The sequence below is a fragment of the Paenibacillus lacisediminis genome (assembly GCF_046567315.2).
In genome coordinates this window covers 190100-205461 of record NZ_JBKIAX020000003.1, presented here as the reverse complement: position 1 = coordinate 205461, position 15362 = coordinate 190100, and the positions used below count along the sequence as shown (strand labels likewise).

Below are 15362 nucleotides of genomic sequence, written 5' to 3'. Positions count from 1 at the left end.
TCACCTCCACAGCCAATTTTGTATAAACATAAATTAAATCTTATTTGAATGCAGCGAATTGTGTCAATATTTGTTGAAAAAAATCTCTTACCTTATTATGGTCTGCGCGTTCTGAAAAATTCAGCAAAAACAGCAGACCCTCCAACATGCTTCGGAGGTTCTGCTGTTTGAATGATGACCGGTCCCAGGTCCACTGCCTTCCTTTAATTCGGTCCCGGCAGCAACCCAGCCCCCTTATAAGAGCGGTGATTTTTAGCATTATTTTGCCGCTTAATCGTTAATCATTTGCGCCAGGCCTTGCTTGGAGTCGATGTTTTTTTCCATCGCGTCCGCCTGCTTCTCCCAGTTCGCAAACTTGCCGTAGGCCGTATAAATCGTCGATCCGGTCGGCAGCTCGGGATGCTCATTCTCCCCGTTCGTTCCCCAGTTCACCCAGCCGGAATCACTGCGCTGCACGATTTGGTACCGCGATACGACCTCGCTCGTGTACCACACCATGGCATAGCCGGTTTCATCGTTCAGCTCGGCGGTTTTGTTGGCGCTCATAGGGAAAATGGTCTGCTCGGGCGCACTGTTGACGTCCACCGTCTTTTGGAACAGCACCTGTTCGTTCCGCTCGCCTTGATGCACCTGCTTATGGGATTCGGGAATGATCTCGGCAATATGCGCCCTGATTTCCTCCGGCGTCAAAATCCCGTCCTGGATGCAAAAGATGCGCCAGAAATAATCCCAAGACACCTCGTTGATGTTCTCCCCAATGCTTTCCTTGTACTGCTTCAGCTTGTCGTTCCCCAGCTTGTCCGCGTCCGCCAGCAGCCGGTGCACACCGTCCGACAAAATATTGGCGTACAGGTCGCCTTCCCGGTAATACGTGCCCCCGTAAGAAGCGAAGGATGTAAATACGCGGTTGCCCTGCCCGCTCTCGAATTCGTCCCCGACGGTAATTTTATTGACGACCGGAATGCCGTCCACCGTGGTGGAGAAATCGTCGACCTCGTATTTTCTGCGGAACCAAGGGGAATTGTAGAAAAACTCCCAGGTCACCGAAAACTTTTTCCCCTGCAAATTTTCATCCAAACCATCAGGCACTTGGCCGTTCATACGGTAGCGGCAGTAGATCGGGCCTTCGGCCTCGACCACGTACTCCACCTTCGTGTGTTCCGGCGGATTGATGAGCCCATTTTTCGGCGTGAAGAAAGGACCGTAAAATCCCCCGATCGCATTGGAGTAATCCTTGATTAAATTTTTCTGCTCTGCCTTGGCTTCAAAATAGCGGATGCCCCATTTGCCATAGGAGGTGCCGTCGGCGGTGCCGGAGCACAGCTCCAAGATGTAATAGCCGGTGTCCAGCCGGCGGAAGCCGTCCGCCTGCACGGGTTCAAGCTGCTGAATGCCTTTAAACGCCGCGGTCTCAGCAACCGGCTTATCGGCGGCATACAGCCAATACGAGGTGACCAGTTTGTCCATGCTGACCACATAAACGAGCGACGCTTCCCGAATATATTCCCCGTCAAGAATCACGTCCGCGAGTTGAAAAGGAACTTTACGGTGCTCGTCGTCAAACAGTTCAAGGCTATCCGGATGAACCCGGTAATCGGAGAAATTCAGCTTGGTGATCACCGGCTCGTTTTGTCTCGGCAGATGATCCGGATTGTTCAACATAATGGGGAATTTATATTTAAATGCTTGCGCTCTTGTGTCCAAAGTCAAAACCTCTTTCCTTGGTTGGTCTGATGCTGCGATTTATTTGGCGAATTTGAAGGAAAACGGAAGCTTTTTACCCTTCTGGGCGTCGATCAGGACGGCGATCAGAATAATCAAGCCTTTGACCAGCAGCTGCCAAAACGAGCTAACCCCCATCAGGTTCAAACCGTTGCTTACGACACCAATGATCATGACGCCAAAGATCGTTCCGCTAATGCGGCCCCGCCCTCCGGCCATGGACACTCCGCCCAGCACGCAGGCCGCGATGGCATCCATTTCATACCCCTGACCAACCGAAGGCTGGCCCGAGTACATTCTCGCCGAGAGCACGATCCCGGCCAATGCGGAGAGCAGACCGGCCAACGTATACACGGCAATCTCCACTTTTTTGATGCGCACGCCCGAGAGACGGGCCGCTTCCCGGTTGCCGCCGATCGCAAAAATGTTCGTTCCGAACTTCGTTTTGTTCAACAGCACGATAAAAATAATAATCAAGATGACCATATAGAGTACCGGCAGAGGCAAAAATCCGAACAGCTTCCCCGTTCCCAACTGGGTGTATGCGTCGTTGGTGATCCGGGCCGACCGCCCGCCGCTGTAAATATAAGCGATCCCCTGGGCGATGTTCATCGTCGCCAGCGTCACGATAAATGCGGGCAGCTTAAACTGGGTGATGATCACCCCGTTAAAAAATCCAAGCAGTGTGCCGATGACAACCCCCAGCAAAATCGCCACGGGCATCGGGATACCGTTATTCACCATAAAGCCGACGGTCAACGTCCCGGAAACGGCCACGATCGCGCCGACCGAAAGGTCGATCCCGCCCAGAATCATGACCAGGGTCATGCCGAGCGCCAGGAAGACGTTATTGGAAACCTGCCGCAGCACCGTGATCAAATTTTCCGTCGTCAGGAACACCGGCGATACGATCGATAAAACCAGGCATAAAATCAACAACACGAAAATAATCCCGATATTGCCTTTGAGCATCGCTGTAAGGGCGCTATTTTTTGTGCTCATCGCTTTCTCATCCTCCTGTCGCATAGCGCATAATATTTTCCTGGGACAGCTCCTCCCGGTTTAATTGCGCCACAAGCTTGCCGCTCCGCATCACGCACACCGAGTCGCACATATTGATGATCTCCGGAAGATCGGACGAAACCATAATAATCGCTAACCCTTCATTGGCCAACCGGTTGATGATCGCATAGATTTCCGACTTGGCTCCGACGTCGACCCCGCGTGTAGGCTCATCCAGAATCAAAAGCTGTGGATTCGTGGCCAGCCATTTGGCGATGACCACCTTCTGCTGGTTGCCTCCTGACAAGCTGGACACCTCGATGTCCGCCGAGGCCGTTTTAATATTCAGACCTCTCACGTATTTGCCGATTTGCTCGCTCCTTTTTTTCTCGCTGACCAAAAACCGGCTGCCCATCAACTGATCGAGATTCGTTAACGTGAGATTGAAGCCGACCGAGTTCTCGAGGACCAGGCCCTGGTCCTTACGGTCTTCCGGGACCATAGCGATCCCCTGGGCGATGGCCTGGCTGCAATTTTTAAAGCTGACTTCCCCGCCATTCAAATAAATCCGCCCGCGGTTATGCCGGTAGGCCCCGAAAATGGTTTGCATCAGTTCACTTCTGCCCGCGCCTACCAGGCCGGAGAAACCGAGGATCTCGCCTTTTCGCACCCGGAAGGACACGTCCTCGAACACGCCCTCTCTGGACAGCCCTTCAACGCGCAGCACTTCCTCGTCCCGCACGGAATAGGTACGGGTATAGAAGCTTTCTAACTCCCGGCCGACCATCATCGCCACCAAAGCTTCCGTATTGGTGTCCGAGGTCCGCTTTGTGCCGACATAACTGCCGTCGCGGATGACTGTGATGCGGTCCGCCATTTTGAACAATTCTTCCAGCCGGTGCGAGATGTAAATGATGCCGACGTTTTGCCGCCGCAGCTTCTCCATCGTGACGAACAGGCGCCCCACTTCCTCATCGGACAGCGAGGAGGTCGGCTCGTCCATCACCAGGATTTTCACGTTAAATGAGATCGCCTTCACGATTTCGATCAGCTGCTGCTGGGCCACCGTCAATTCCCCCACCAAGGTCGTGACGTCGATGTTTAGACCAAGCCGCTCGATCATGCTTTTGGCCTCGTTTTTCATCCGCTTTTCGTCCTTGAACCCCCATTTGTTGACGGGCTCGCGCCCCAAAAAGATGTTTTCGGCGACGCTGAGATAAGGAACAAGCACGATTTCCTGGTGAATAATGCCGATTCCGTAAGCCCTTGCGCTTTGTACGCTATCGATATCCGCGGCCTGTCCGTCAATAAAGATTTGTCCCCGGTCCGGCTTGTGGATGCCGCCCAAAATTTTGATCAGCGTCGATTTGCCAGCGCCGTTTTCGCCCAGCAAGGCATGGATCTCGCCGGCTTTCAATTCAAAGTCGATCCCTTTAAGCGCATGGGTGCCCCCGAAGCTTTTGGCGATCCCATGCATCTCCAACAGATTTTCCGCCATTGCTATTCACCTCCGAAGCGATATCTTCTTGAAAAAATTTAGAATGCAAGGGATGCCTTGCATTCTAAATCATGCGTTTATTGCCACTCACCGGCGGTTTCTTTGGCCATTTCCTTCGTGACGATATGCGAAGGCAGCAGCACTTCCTGTTTAATCTCCTTGCCCTGCAAATAATCGACCGCCATATTGAAGGAAGTTTCCGCGATTTGAATCGGCACCTGGGCCGAAACCGCCGTGAACGAACCGTCGAGCAAAGCAGCTTTGCCGTCCGGAGACGCGTCGATGGAGTACACGCCGATATCGGTTCTGCCGCTGGCCTTAATCGCTGCCGCTACGCCCAAAGCCGACGGGTCGTTGATCGCAAAGAAGGCGTTGATGTCGGCATTCGCCTGGATGATGTCTTCCGCGATCGGCATCGAGGCATCCAGCGCCGCTTTGCCGTCCTGTTGGGCTACGATTTTAAATTTGGAGGCGTTGCCGCCGAGACCGTCTTTAAAGCCCGCGACCCGCTGCACGCAGCTTTCATTGGAAGGGAAGTCCAGGATGGCGATTTTGGCGCCGTCCGGATAGTCTTTCACCATCTGTTCGCCCATCAGCTTGCCGGCCATGTAAGCGTCGGTGGCGATGATGCTTTTCACGAGGTCTCTATCCTCTTTAATGACGGCCGTATCGACGTTGAACACCGGAATGTTGCGGTCATGCATCGCTTCCAGCCCCTGGCGGATCCCCGCGGAATCGACCGGGATGACGAACACAGCGTCAAAGCCCTGGTTGGCCGCGTCCGACATTTGATTGATTTGCTTGTTCAGATCATAGTCCGGATCCAGCATCGTATATTTGTAGCCTTTCTCCTTGGCCAATCTTTCAAAGGTATCATTCATCGCCGTTTGAAACGTATTGTTCTGCGTGTTTGTCAAAAAGGCAAAGCTGTACGTCCCGTCCTTGCCTCCGCCATTACCGCTCCCCGCTTGATTCCCCGCCTCGGTTCCTTTCCCGTTGCTGCAAGCCGATAGAGCCAGAACAGTAAGCGCTATCAAAGAAAACTTTAAAAAATGCTTTTTCACAATAAACCAGCCCCCTATGATGATTTAGTGGATAAAGAACGTCTGCGGTCGATCCGGTGCGCACTGTTTCCGTCGAATGAACCGCTTTCAATTTCTTTACGTAAAATGTATCACAGAAGGCTGGCGTATGTCAAATATTTTGTCGAATTTTTAAATAAAAAATAGTTATTAGTTTTATTTACGTAAATTTCTTAAGAATTAATTCCTCAATCTCTGCCGGAGCCGGTTCCAATACAATATTTTTCCAAGCCTTCAACAGATTTTTCGGTTCGACGATATAAGGCGGAACGCCGATATACTTATGCTCTTCATGGCCCAGCAAGGCCTTGGCGGTGGCCAAGCCTACCGCGATCCCTTGATCGTAAGGCCGCTGCGTAGACAGTCCCTTCACCATTTCTTCTTTTGCCAAATAGGTGGCGATTTCCGTGTCGAGATCAAACGTGAAGATAGCCACGTCCTCCCGCTTCAGCTCCTTCAGAGCCTTAATCGCCTCCAGCGCCGGTCTGTCCCAGGAAATATACAGGCCTTGAATTTCCGGATGCCGCTTAAGCATTTCTTTGCAAACGTCGTACGTTTTCTCGATTTGGTAAAAATACTGCTCATCAACGATTTCAATATTGCGGAAATTGCTGCGGATCGTATCGTTTGCTACGGCATCCCTTAAATGCGTGCCGTAAAACGGGGCGCCATGCCCGATGAAGCCGATCTTGACGTTCTGCTTATTTTTAAAATAATTGCCCAGCAGGAGCGCCGCATTTTGGCCGTTCTCCCGTTCATTTACCGAAACGCAGCAAGAGTACTGGTCTTTCGTCATCCCCTCCGGCACATGGCTCATAAAGATCAGCTTCGTTTCCTCCGCGATGTTCTTGAATTTTTTGGCGGTCAGCTCATCGTCGACCGGGATAGCGATAATCGCATCCGGTTTTTGCATGCGCAAGCCTTCCAGTTGCGTGACCTGCAAACTCGGGTCAAAACCGGCGTTGGTAATGGAAATAATGGAAATCCCGTATTGGTCCAACACATGGCGAATTCCGTTTTCGTATAGTCTTGTCCACGCTGTACCGCCGTAATGGAAAGAGATCCCGACTTTATAGCTGCCGGACATCAATTTTTCGACTTCATCCTTGGACAACGCCAATTCATCGGGAGAAACCGGCTTTTCGCCAAACGGTCCTTTGCCGATTACCTGGGTCGACTTCTGGATAGAAAATGTCATCGGGACTTTGATTTCCCGGGCCTCGCCCGGACCGTGATCCATGATATCAAGCAACATCGAAACCGCTTCCAAAGCCATTTGCTTCGTGTCCTGCTTCAGCATCGTCAGCGGCGGATTGATGATTTCCGACCATTCCTCATCGCCGAACCCGATCACCGAAACGTCGGCCGGCCATTCCAGCCCCAGTTTGTTCAACACCCGCAGCAAATTTAAGGTGATCCGGTTGCCGCTGGCCACAAAGGTCGGATTTTTATGCTGGCCCCACACCTCTTTGATCCCTTTTTCGAAATCTTCCAGCCGGTTTTGCTCCACTTCGATCAATAGCTCTTCACGAAACGGGATTTTGTAGGAACGAAGCGCTTCGCGGTAACCTTCCAACCGGTCTTCGACACTGGAAAAATCCCCTTTTTCGATAATCAAGGCGATTTCCTCGTGTCCGGATTTCAACAGATGGATGCAGCCTCTGTAAATTCCTTCCCTGCTGTCCGCCTGCACCGAGCCTACGCCTTTGAGATCAACCTTGCGGTCCAGGAATATAAACGGAATCTGCTGCTGCTTAAGCTTCTGAAACTGCTTCGCCTCCGTGCTGGCCGGCACGATGATCAGACCCGCGATCCGCTTATTGTTCAGAATGTTGGTAATGATGTTCTTCTCCAGCGTCACGTCGTCATGATGGAAATAGACCGTTAAACTATAACCCCGCTCAGTTAAATAGGATGAAATCGCCGATGCCAGTTGAGAAAAAAGCGTCCCCGACAACCCCGGCAATAGCAAAGCGATCTCCGATTTTTTGCCGATTCTGAACTTATTGCCGGCAACCGCGATTTTTTTGTCGTAACCCAATTGCTTGATGACGCTTTCCACTTTTTCCACCAGCTCGGGACTTACGTACCTCGTTTTATTAATCACATGGGAAACCGTGGCTATCGACACGCCGGCTTCCTTAGCAATCTCTTTGATTGTCGCCAATTCTCACACCCCCACCCATGAATTTACGTAAATTTATAAAAAAATTGTAGCATTATATATTTTTTCAGTCAATCCAATCGAGAAAAGCGGCTTTTTACATTCGTTTTTGCTTTTTAAATAGAATTTACGCATAATTCATTAGGGACATTGCCAAGGATGTATCCTGACAACCATAAATTTTTGTGTGTTACCTTTCGGACAGTTGGCCGGTCTAATAAACGAAATGAAAGAGAAAAGAGGTGAAACGATTTGGAATTTAGTGAGGAATGCATACTGCTGGCAAAAGCCGGAGATCGCACCGCCTTTGTTCAATTAATGAAGCAAGTGGAACTGCCGCTTTATCAAACCGCTTGGGCCATTGTCAAAAAACCGGAAGATTGCGATGATGCGATGCAAGAGGCTGTCTTAAAAGCCTTTAAATCCATCCATACTCTACGGGAGCCCTCTTATTTTAAAACATGGATTTTTCGAATCTTAATCAATGAATGTTTTAATATTTTGGGGAAGAACAAAAAAACGGTTGCTATCGGCGATCCAACACTCTTTGCCGGCTTGCAGCCCAACGATTATTCCGCAGTTGATTTACGGGATGCGGTTGATCGTCTTGAGGAAAACCTCAAGGTTGTGATTGTTCTGCACTACTATCAGGATATGAATATCAATCAGATAGCCAGCATTTTGCAATTATCCCCTGCTGCGGTAAAAACCCGGCTCTATCGTGCTCGTCAAAAATTGTTGCTGTCCTTTAAAGATCAGAAGGAGGGAAAAATAAGCTATGGAACATATTAATGAGGAAATTTCAAGACTAAAATCCCGGCAGCCCAATGAATTACCCCAAAGTACGCGTTTAAGATTGGACAATACCTATCAAATGATCATGGACCAAGATTTGAAACATTCAATAGATAATAAAGGAGCATTTACAAAAATGAAAATGGTCAAAAAACTTGGACTTACCGCGGCAGCAACTTTTGTATTGGGAGGAGCCGTAATCGGCTCGGGTTTTGTTTCTCCGGCAATGGCGGCCGCTTTGGAAAATTTGCCGCTGATCGGCAGTGTATTTAAGACCGCAGAAGAAGACCTGGGGGCCGCAGTCGATAAAGGGTTGGTAACCTTCCCTAATGTAAGTGTCACTCACGATGGCATCACCCTGAAAGTGGTGGAAGCCTATTATGATGGAAATCGTTTGAGTGTGGGTATGATCCGGGAAGGAGCGGATCTGGACGGTGTCATGATGCCTTGGCGCGACCTTGAGCAAAGTGAGAAAGTCAAGGGTTATATTGATTGGCGATCCAGTTTATTGGATGTCACCGTTAACGGTAAACTCGTGAAGGGGTTATATGGCGATAGCGGGGAAATTCCCGGGCAACAGGACACCTTCACTTATAACATAAGAAAAGGCTTGGAAGAAGCGGCGCTTCCGGATCGGTTTGAATTGTCGTTAGCGGTAAAAGTTACCCAAGTAGAAGAACCTTTCGTGCTTAAAATCCCAATCACCAAGGTTCAACCGATCCTCTCCGTCAATCCGGAAAAAACAATGAGCAAAGGCGATTTCAGTTACACGGTTAAACGGGTCAATCTGACTGCCGGTTCCACCAGAGTGGTCATTGACAGCAACGGTACAGTACCGGTAACCGAGAATCAGACAGGCGAGTATGCGGCCAGCAAAATGTATTACGATATTGTGGATGAACAAGGAAATCCAATTCAACAGTCGTGGGTTCCGTCCCCCTATGAAGCGCCAAAAAATCACTATCATGAGGACGAACTGTATAGCGCGTTCAGTACGGCACCCAAATCCATTACGATCAAACCGTATACCTATACGGTCAAAAAATCGGATTGGACTGCGGTTGACAAACAAACAAAAACGTACCATAAAGATTTGGAAATGACGATCCCGCTCAATCCGTAAATCAGGAGGAATACAATCATGATCAGCAGAATTTTTAGCAGAAAAATCGCCTTGAGCCTGCTTATCGCTTCGTTTTTAACCGCAAGCGGGCCAACCCTATCCGGGGTGGCTACGGCTGATGCGGCCAAACAAGAGTCCGCTGCTGCACAAAGTCTTTTTGAATGGGCTAAGAGAGATCCGGGTTTGCAGAAAGCGGCCAAGCAAGGGTTAACAAAGGTGCAAAATCAAAAAGTGACAAAAGATGGCGTCACCTTGAAGTTGACGGACTATCTTTTTGATGGAGCAAGAGTTTCCTTTGCTTTGCAAAGGGAAGGCGATGATTTTGAAACAACGCTGGACGATATAACAAATGCCGAGAAAAAAGGGGTTCTTCTATACGTTGATATTTATATCGACGGCAAAAAGATGGATCTACAGTCGTATGGAAGATCGGAGTTGCCAGACAACAGTTTGTTGATCTCCTTCAACGACCTGTCCGTTAAGGGCCCGCGAACCCTGTATCTGCCCAAGCAGTTCGAGCTTACGGTCAAAGCTTATATTTCAGGCGTGAAGGATCCTTTTACCTTTAAATTACCCGTCAAAAAACAAGCGCCACAAAACACGGTTTTAAGCAAAGCGGTGGTTAAGAAAGCGGGAAATTTCAGCTATACCGTAAAACGGGTAGAATTAACCCCTTATTCAAGCCGGTTAGAGCTGGCTGCACAAGGCACTCATAAGCAAGTAAAGGATTTAAAAAATTTAGGATTTGATCTCGCGGATAGTAAAGGGAATACCTTATCCCCTATCCTGCAAGCTAATGAGGGCGTCGTCAAAAAGCAGCGCTACTTCGACATGACATATACATCCTTTGCGGCTGTTCCAAGTTCTATTGTCGTAAAACCGTATACCTTTAAAACGGACAGCAAAGGAAAATTGGTTCAAAACAGCGACGGGTCGCCTATTAAAGTATATCTGGAAGATTTGGAACTTAACCTTCCCCTGAAAAAATAACCTTCTCGCTAAAGCTAAAAATGGGCCGTCCTCCTTATTGGGAGAACGGCCCGTTTGCTTCCGCTGTGGACCCGCGTTCAACCAGCTTGACGGGGATTTTGAGGCGTTCCCTGCAAACCGCTCTATGCTCCAGCCAGTCGACCACGGCAGCTGCCGCTCTGCGGCCGATTTCGTAAAAATTTTGCTCCACCGTCGTCAGCGGAACGGCGACATGCTCTGTTAGCGGATTGTTGTCGTAACCGATAATCGAAAGCTTCTCCGGTACGCGCAGACCGGCGTCCAGGCAGCGGTTCAGCAAACTGGCGGCGACGAGATCATTTTCCGCCTGGACGGCGGTCACCCCCTCGCTGACGTACAAATTCAGCAGCTCCGCAAAAAAACGGTCCCGTCCCCGCTCCTCGATCGTGGTTCTCCCGTCCACATGCACCCAGCGGCAATCCAGCGGAATGCCCGCATCCTTCAGTGCCTGGCAATAGCCGAAATACCGGTCGAGCACCGAAGAAGTCGATTCCAGGGAAACACTGGACAAAAAGCCGATATGGCGGTGGCCCTGCCCGATCAGATGGGACACGGCCTGATACGTGCCGCCCACATTGTCCGATTCGACGCTGCCGATCGCGAGGCTTTCGAAATGCTTATCGATCGTCACGATCGGGTATTCCTCCAGGGTCAGTTTATGGAGAATGTCGAAGTTCCCCTGAGCCCGCGGGTAATAAATGATAGCCGATACCCCGCGGCGCGGCAGCGTATCCAACAGGTTCCTTTCCTTGCTGTCGTCATAATTGCTCTGGTGCACACTTAAAAAATAACCGTGCTTGTTCAACCATTCGGAAGCCCCGCGAATGTAGCCCATCGTCCCCCGGTCGTCCTCTTCGGGGATAATGAGGGAGACCATTTTTCCGATCCGCCCGGTTTGTTCCTCCTGAAACCGGCCCAGCGGTTTGACGAAGCTGCCGCTGCCCTGAATCCGGTAAATGTAGCCTTCCTTCTCCAGCTCCTCCAGCGCCCGCCGGCTCGTCACCCGGCTGACGCCGAAACGTTCGGTCAATTCCGCTTCCGTCGGCAATTGATCATCCGCCTTATACACGCCTGAAGCGATTTTTGCTTTCATTTCCTCCACGATTTTACTGTACAGCGTTCCTCTCATGCGCCGTCTCCATCCCTCTATTTCTTAAAAAATTATTGCACGGCTTTGTAACGTTCGTATTGCGTTTTCTGGATTTCCAAATATTTTTGCGCGCCCATCCGGTCCAGCGTGTTGACGTAATTGTCCCAGTCCGACTCGAAATTGGCTTTGCCGGTCACGAATTTGACGCGCATTTCCGTAATGTATTTGTTGATGTCGGTCAAAACCGCGCTTTGCTCTTGGCTTTCCTCCGGCGTCGGCACAAAGGTCGGCCAAATTTCCTCGGGAAGGTACTTTTCCAGCTCTGCCGAATCTGTCTTAAAGTCCTCGTCCACCGTTTTCCCTTTGGCGGCGGAACGCAGCTCCGCCGGTGGTTCGACGTATGGGTAATAACCCCCGTAGACATTGTCGACGTATTGGAAGGCGCCAAGCTGCTGCCCGCCTTCATAATGCAAAATTTCATCAATATACACCGGTTTCCCGTCTACCATATTATATGTCTCCCCTTCGCTGCCGAAGAAACCAAACATCGAGCCTTCTTCCCCGTAAAAATAATCGACCCAAGCGATCGTTTCCTCCGGATGCTTATTCGCCTTGGTGATTGTAAACGAGGAAGTGCCGCGCGTCATCGGGTCCATCCAGTTGACCACCCGCTCCCCGCCCGGCCCGGCGAGCACGTTGATCCCGATGAAATTTTTCGGGCCGGTGGTTCCGATATAGGCCGGGTCTCCCCAGGAGAAAGCGCCGACCTTATCACCCGAAGCGTCGGTGACCCACTGGGCATACTCGTATTCGGAATAGTTGAGGAGCGGCAAGGTGCCGTCTTGGTACAGCTGATGCAAATATTGCAGCACCTGCTTGTATTTCGGGTCGTTAAAGACGAGCTTTAGTTTGCCGTCCTTGTCTTTGTATATCCATCTTTCCGCCGCCTTCAAGCCGCCGTTCCCCATGCCGAAGCTGCCGAGCAGCTGGCGCTCGAACATACTGTTGATAGAGCCGGAAGGCATCACCCAGCCCAACTCGTCGTTCGGATCGCCATTGCCGTTGGCGTCTTGTTCTTTAAAGGCCAGCAGCACCTCCCTGAGCTCGTCGGTTGTTGTCGGCGTCTCAAGGCCCAGCCGGTCCAGCCAGGTTTGATTGATGTACAGCCGGATCGAGCGGTAAGTCAGCGCACTGTCGATATAGGGCAGCGAATAAATATGGCCGTCCGGCATCGTCAGCGCTTTTTTCACCTCGGGGTGGTCCATAAACAGCTTTTTCAAGTTGGGCGCATGCTCCTCGATCAGGTCCTCCAGCGGCAAAAAAATCCCCTGCCCGCCGTAGCTGATCAGCTCATCGTTGCTGAAGCCGATCTGGTAAAACGCATCAGGCAATTGATTGGAGCCGAGCATGACATTTTTGCGTTCGGTCAAGCTGGCACCGGGAATTTCTTCCCATTCGATATGGACGCCGGTTTTTTCCTCGTATTTTTTCCACATCCACAAATCCTTCGACGGCGGCCGGACATCGTTATAGCTGACTCGCGCAAATTTCAGCGTAACCGGTCCGTCCGTTTCCCCTTCTTCCTTGGGCGTCCCCCCTTTGGAGCAGCCTCCTAACACTAAGCCCAGCGCCAGCAAACCGATCATAAACCAGCGGAGCCGTCGTTCCATCATTCCATCCCCTCTTTCTTTAGCCTTTAATGGCACCGACCAGAATTCCTTTTTCAAAAAATTTGGCAAGCAGCGGATACAAAATGAGCAGCGGCAGCGAGGAAACGACCACGACGGCGTATTTAATCCCCTCCTGCACCACCATCCGGTCCGCGTAACCGTCATCGATGGCGATCGCAACCATTTGCCGAAAATCGTTTTGGATCAATATTTCGCGCAGGATCAGCTGCAGTGGATACAGGGAGCGGTCCGAGAGATAGATCATCGCATCGAAATACGAATTCCAATGGCCGACGCCGTAGAACAGCACCATCACCGCGACGATCGGCGTCGAAAGCGGCAGAACGATTTTGTACAGCAGCCGGTAATCGCTGCAGCCGTCCACAAAGGCGCTTTCTTCGAGCTCGACGGGAATTTGCGTCTGAAAAAAAGTCCGCATGATGATCAGGTTATACGCGCTGATCGCCCCCGGCAAAATGAGCACCCACATCGTGTTGACGATGCCCAGCGACTGGTTGACCAGATAACTGGGGATCAGGCCGCCGCTGAAAAACATGGTGAAGGTAAACAGAAACGTAAAGATGTTTTTGCCGAAAAAACGCCGCCTTGACAACGGATATGCGCCGAGGATCGTCATGATCACGTTCAGCGCCGTGCCGACGGTCGTGTACAAAATCGTGTTGCCGTAACTGCGCCAGATATCCTTATTTTCAAAAATGGTGAGATAGCTTTGCACCTGAAAGCCTTTTGGCCAAAGCAGCAACGGGTTGTCATAGATTTGCCGCGGGTCCGAGAGCGATGCAAACAACACGAATGCAAGCGGATACAATATCAGAAACGTCAGCAGCAAAACGAACAGGAAAATGACCGCATCAGCCACTTTTTCCCCCGTTGTCCGATAGATTGCGGTATGCATGTGCGTTCCTCCCTTCGGCTTACCAAAGACTGGTTTGCCCCGCCCGTTTGGCGATCGCATTGAAGGAAATCAGCAGGATGAAATTGATGACGTTGTTGAACAGGCCGACAGCTGCGGAAAAGCTGTATTGGGCATTTAATATCCCGCTTTTGTACATGTAGGTGGAGATCACTTCCGAGGTTTGCAGGTTCATATCGGTTTGCATCAGCAGCACTTTTTCGAAACCGACATTCATGATGCCGCCGATGCTGAGGATCGACAGGATGACAATCGTCGGCATGATTCCCGGCAAGGTCACGTGCCACATTCTGCTCAGCTTGCCGGCGCCGTCCATGTAAGCCGCTTCATATTGCTCCGGCGGAATGCCGGACATCGCGGCCGTGTAAAGGAGCGACGACCAGCCGATGCTCTGCCACAGTCCCGACCAGACGAACAGATGCCAAAACGATCCCGGGTCCGCCAGGAAATCGCCGCCGGAGCCGCCAAACCATGCAATGACCGAGTTAATCACACCGTTCGTTGGTGAAATGAAGAAAAACAGGATGCCGACGGCGACGACGACGGAAATAAAATGCGGAGCGTAGGAGATGGTTTGCACGACGGTGCGAAAACGTTTGGAGCGGAGCTCATTAAACATGAGCGCGAGGATGATCGGAGCCGGAATGCTGACAAGCAGGCCATAAACGCTGATCCCCAGCGTGTTGCGCAAAATGTTCCAGAAATAATAGGCGTTGAAAAACCGTTCAAAATGCTCAAATCCGGCCCATGGGCTGCCGCCGATCCCCAACGCGGGCATGAAATCCTTAAAAGCGATTTGCACGCCGTACATCGGCCAATAATGCCAAACGACAAAGTACAGAAAAGCCGGGAAAATGATGACGTATAATGCGAGGTTTCTTTTGAGCTGGCTGCGGACATAGGTCCATCGTGTGGGCAGTCGCTTGTTCCTTTGCGAGGGCGGTCGCTTCTTCCCTTGCCGGGGCGATTGCTTGCTCCATGGCGTTGATCGTTGCATGATCCAGTGCGGGGGCCATCGGGCAGGTCGGTTTGCGGAGGCGGATGGTTTCGCCGGAGGAGTAGTTTTCACATGCAATCACGGCTCCTTTCTGAAAAGGTGGTGAATGCGCAGTCTGTTGCGGCGGTGATAAAGGTAAATTTGCCAAATTGTTATGACATATATTATGTCACGAAATAAATTTGGTCAATGTGTAATGACAAATTAATAAAATCACATTGGAAAAATCCAATCAAGCTGCTAATTTGGCACTAGCGTTGCATTAACTTTTGCTCAA

At 50.7% G+C, this 15362-nt stretch carries 12 protein-coding genes; 3 read left to right on the top strand and 9 right to left on the bottom strand.

What is annotated here, in order from left to right:
* Window positions 1-270: 270 nt before the first annotated feature.
* The 5 genes from ACLD72_RS07120 to ACLD72_RS07100 form a co-directional block, all read right to left on the bottom strand.
* Entirely contained in the window at window positions 271-1662 is a 1392-nt protein-coding gene (locus tag ACLD72_RS07120) for a hypothetical protein (protein ID WP_458475659.1), read from the bottom strand.
* A gap of 81 nt (window positions 1663-1743) precedes the next feature.
* Window positions 1744-2724, bottom strand: a complete 981-nt coding sequence (locus tag ACLD72_RS07115; RefSeq protein WP_458475658.1) for an ABC transporter permease — start codon at window positions 2722-2724, stop codon at window positions 1744-1746.
* A 7-nt stretch (window positions 2725-2731) separates the two neighbouring features.
* On the bottom strand, window positions 2732-4222 hold the full coding sequence (locus ACLD72_RS07110) for a sugar ABC transporter ATP-binding protein (RefSeq protein ID WP_411002211.1): 1491 nt from the start codon (window positions 4220-4222) through the stop codon (window positions 2732-2734).
* A 77-nt stretch (window positions 4223-4299) separates the two neighbouring features.
* Window positions 4300-5286 (bottom strand): sugar ABC transporter substrate-binding protein, encoded by a 987-nt coding sequence (locus tag ACLD72_RS07105; RefSeq protein WP_411002212.1) that lies wholly within the window; start codon window positions 5284-5286, stop codon window positions 4300-4302.
* Between the two features lie 178 nt (window positions 5287-5464).
* Window positions 5465-7471, bottom strand: coding sequence for a LacI family DNA-binding transcriptional regulator (locus ACLD72_RS07100; protein ID WP_411002213.1), 2007 nt, complete (start codon window positions 7469-7471; stop codon window positions 5465-5467).
* Window positions 7472-7720: 249 nt separating this feature from the next.
* Between ACLD72_RS07100 and ACLD72_RS07095 the strand changes: the two genes are divergently transcribed.
* From ACLD72_RS07095 to ACLD72_RS07085, 3 genes are read left to right on the top strand one after another with little or no spacing between them, the layout of a single operon-like run.
* The gene (locus ACLD72_RS07095; protein ID WP_411002214.1) at window positions 7721-8260 is read left to right on the top strand and encodes a sigma-70 family RNA polymerase sigma factor; all 540 of its coding nucleotides are present in this window, start codon (window positions 7721-7723) and stop codon (window positions 8258-8260) included.
* On the top strand, window positions 8247-9386 hold the full coding sequence (locus tag ACLD72_RS07090; RefSeq protein WP_411002215.1) for a DUF4179 domain-containing protein: 1140 nt from the start codon (window positions 8247-8249) through the stop codon (window positions 9384-9386). The genes ACLD72_RS07095 and ACLD72_RS07090 overlap by 14 nt, the downstream gene beginning before the upstream one ends.
* Before the next feature lie 18 nt (window positions 9387-9404).
* A complete protein-coding gene (locus ACLD72_RS07085) occupies window positions 9405-10376 on the top strand; it encodes a DUF4179 domain-containing protein (protein WP_411002216.1) in 972 nt (323 codons plus the stop codon).
* Window positions 10377-10410: 34 nt separating this feature from the next.
* Here ACLD72_RS07085 and ACLD72_RS07080 read toward each other — a convergent pair whose 3' ends face one another.
* The 4 genes from ACLD72_RS07080 to ACLD72_RS07065 are packed head-to-tail and all read right to left on the bottom strand — an operon-like array spanning window position 10411 to window position 15085.
* Window positions 10411-11523 (bottom strand): GntR family transcriptional regulator, encoded by a 1113-nt coding sequence (locus ACLD72_RS07080; protein WP_411002217.1) that lies wholly within the window; start codon window positions 11521-11523, stop codon window positions 10411-10413.
* Window positions 11524-11555: 32 nt separating this feature from the next.
* Window positions 11556-13154 (bottom strand): extracellular solute-binding protein, encoded by a 1599-nt coding sequence (locus ACLD72_RS07075; protein WP_458475657.1) that lies wholly within the window; start codon window positions 13152-13154, stop codon window positions 11556-11558.
* Window positions 13155-13173: 19 nt separating this feature from the next.
* The gene (locus tag ACLD72_RS07070) at window positions 13174-14070 is read right to left on the bottom strand and encodes a carbohydrate ABC transporter permease (protein WP_411002219.1); all 897 of its coding nucleotides are present in this window, start codon (window positions 14068-14070) and stop codon (window positions 13174-13176) included.
* Window positions 14071-14089: 19 nt separating this feature from the next.
* Window positions 14090-15085 carry an ABC transporter permease gene (locus tag ACLD72_RS07065; RefSeq protein ID WP_411002220.1) on the bottom strand — a complete coding sequence of 332 codons (996 nt, stop codon included), beginning with the start codon at window positions 15083-15085 and terminating at the stop codon, window positions 14090-14092.
* Window positions 15086-15362 lie beyond the last annotated feature (277 nt).

Bases quoted from the DNA above. Each gene is read 5' to 3' on its own strand.
- ACLD72_RS07120 (WP_458475659.1), bottom strand. From the start codon at position 1,662: ATGTTGAACAATCCGGATCATCTGCCGAGACAAAACGAGCCGGTGATC.
- ACLD72_RS07115 (WP_458475658.1), bottom strand. From the start codon at position 2,724: ATGAGCACAAAAAATAGCGCCCTTACAGCGATGCTCAAAGGCAATATC.
- ACLD72_RS07110 (WP_411002211.1), bottom strand. From the start codon at position 4,222: ATGGCGGAAAATCTGTTGGAGATGCATGGGATCGCCAAAAGCTTCGGG.
- ACLD72_RS07090 (WP_411002215.1), top strand. From the start codon at position 8,247: ATGGAACATATTAATGAGGAAATTTCAAGACTAAAATCCCGGCAGCCC.
- ACLD72_RS07085 (WP_411002216.1), top strand. From the start codon at position 9,405: ATGATCAGCAGAATTTTTAGCAGAAAAATCGCCTTGAGCCTGCTTATC.
- ACLD72_RS07080 (WP_411002217.1), bottom strand. From the start codon at position 11,523: ATGAGAGGAACGCTGTACAGTAAAATCGTGGAGGAAATGAAAGCAAAA.
- ACLD72_RS07075 (WP_458475657.1), bottom strand. From the start codon at position 13,154: ATGGAACGACGGCTCCGCTGGTTTATGATCGGTTTGCTGGCGCTGGGC.
- ACLD72_RS07070 (WP_411002219.1), bottom strand. From the start codon at position 14,070: ATGCATACCGCAATCTATCGGACAACGGGGGAAAAAGTGGCTGATGCG.
- ACLD72_RS07065 (WP_411002220.1), bottom strand. From the start codon at position 15,085: ATGCAACGATCAACGCCATGGAGCAAGCAATCGCCCCGGCAAGGGAAG.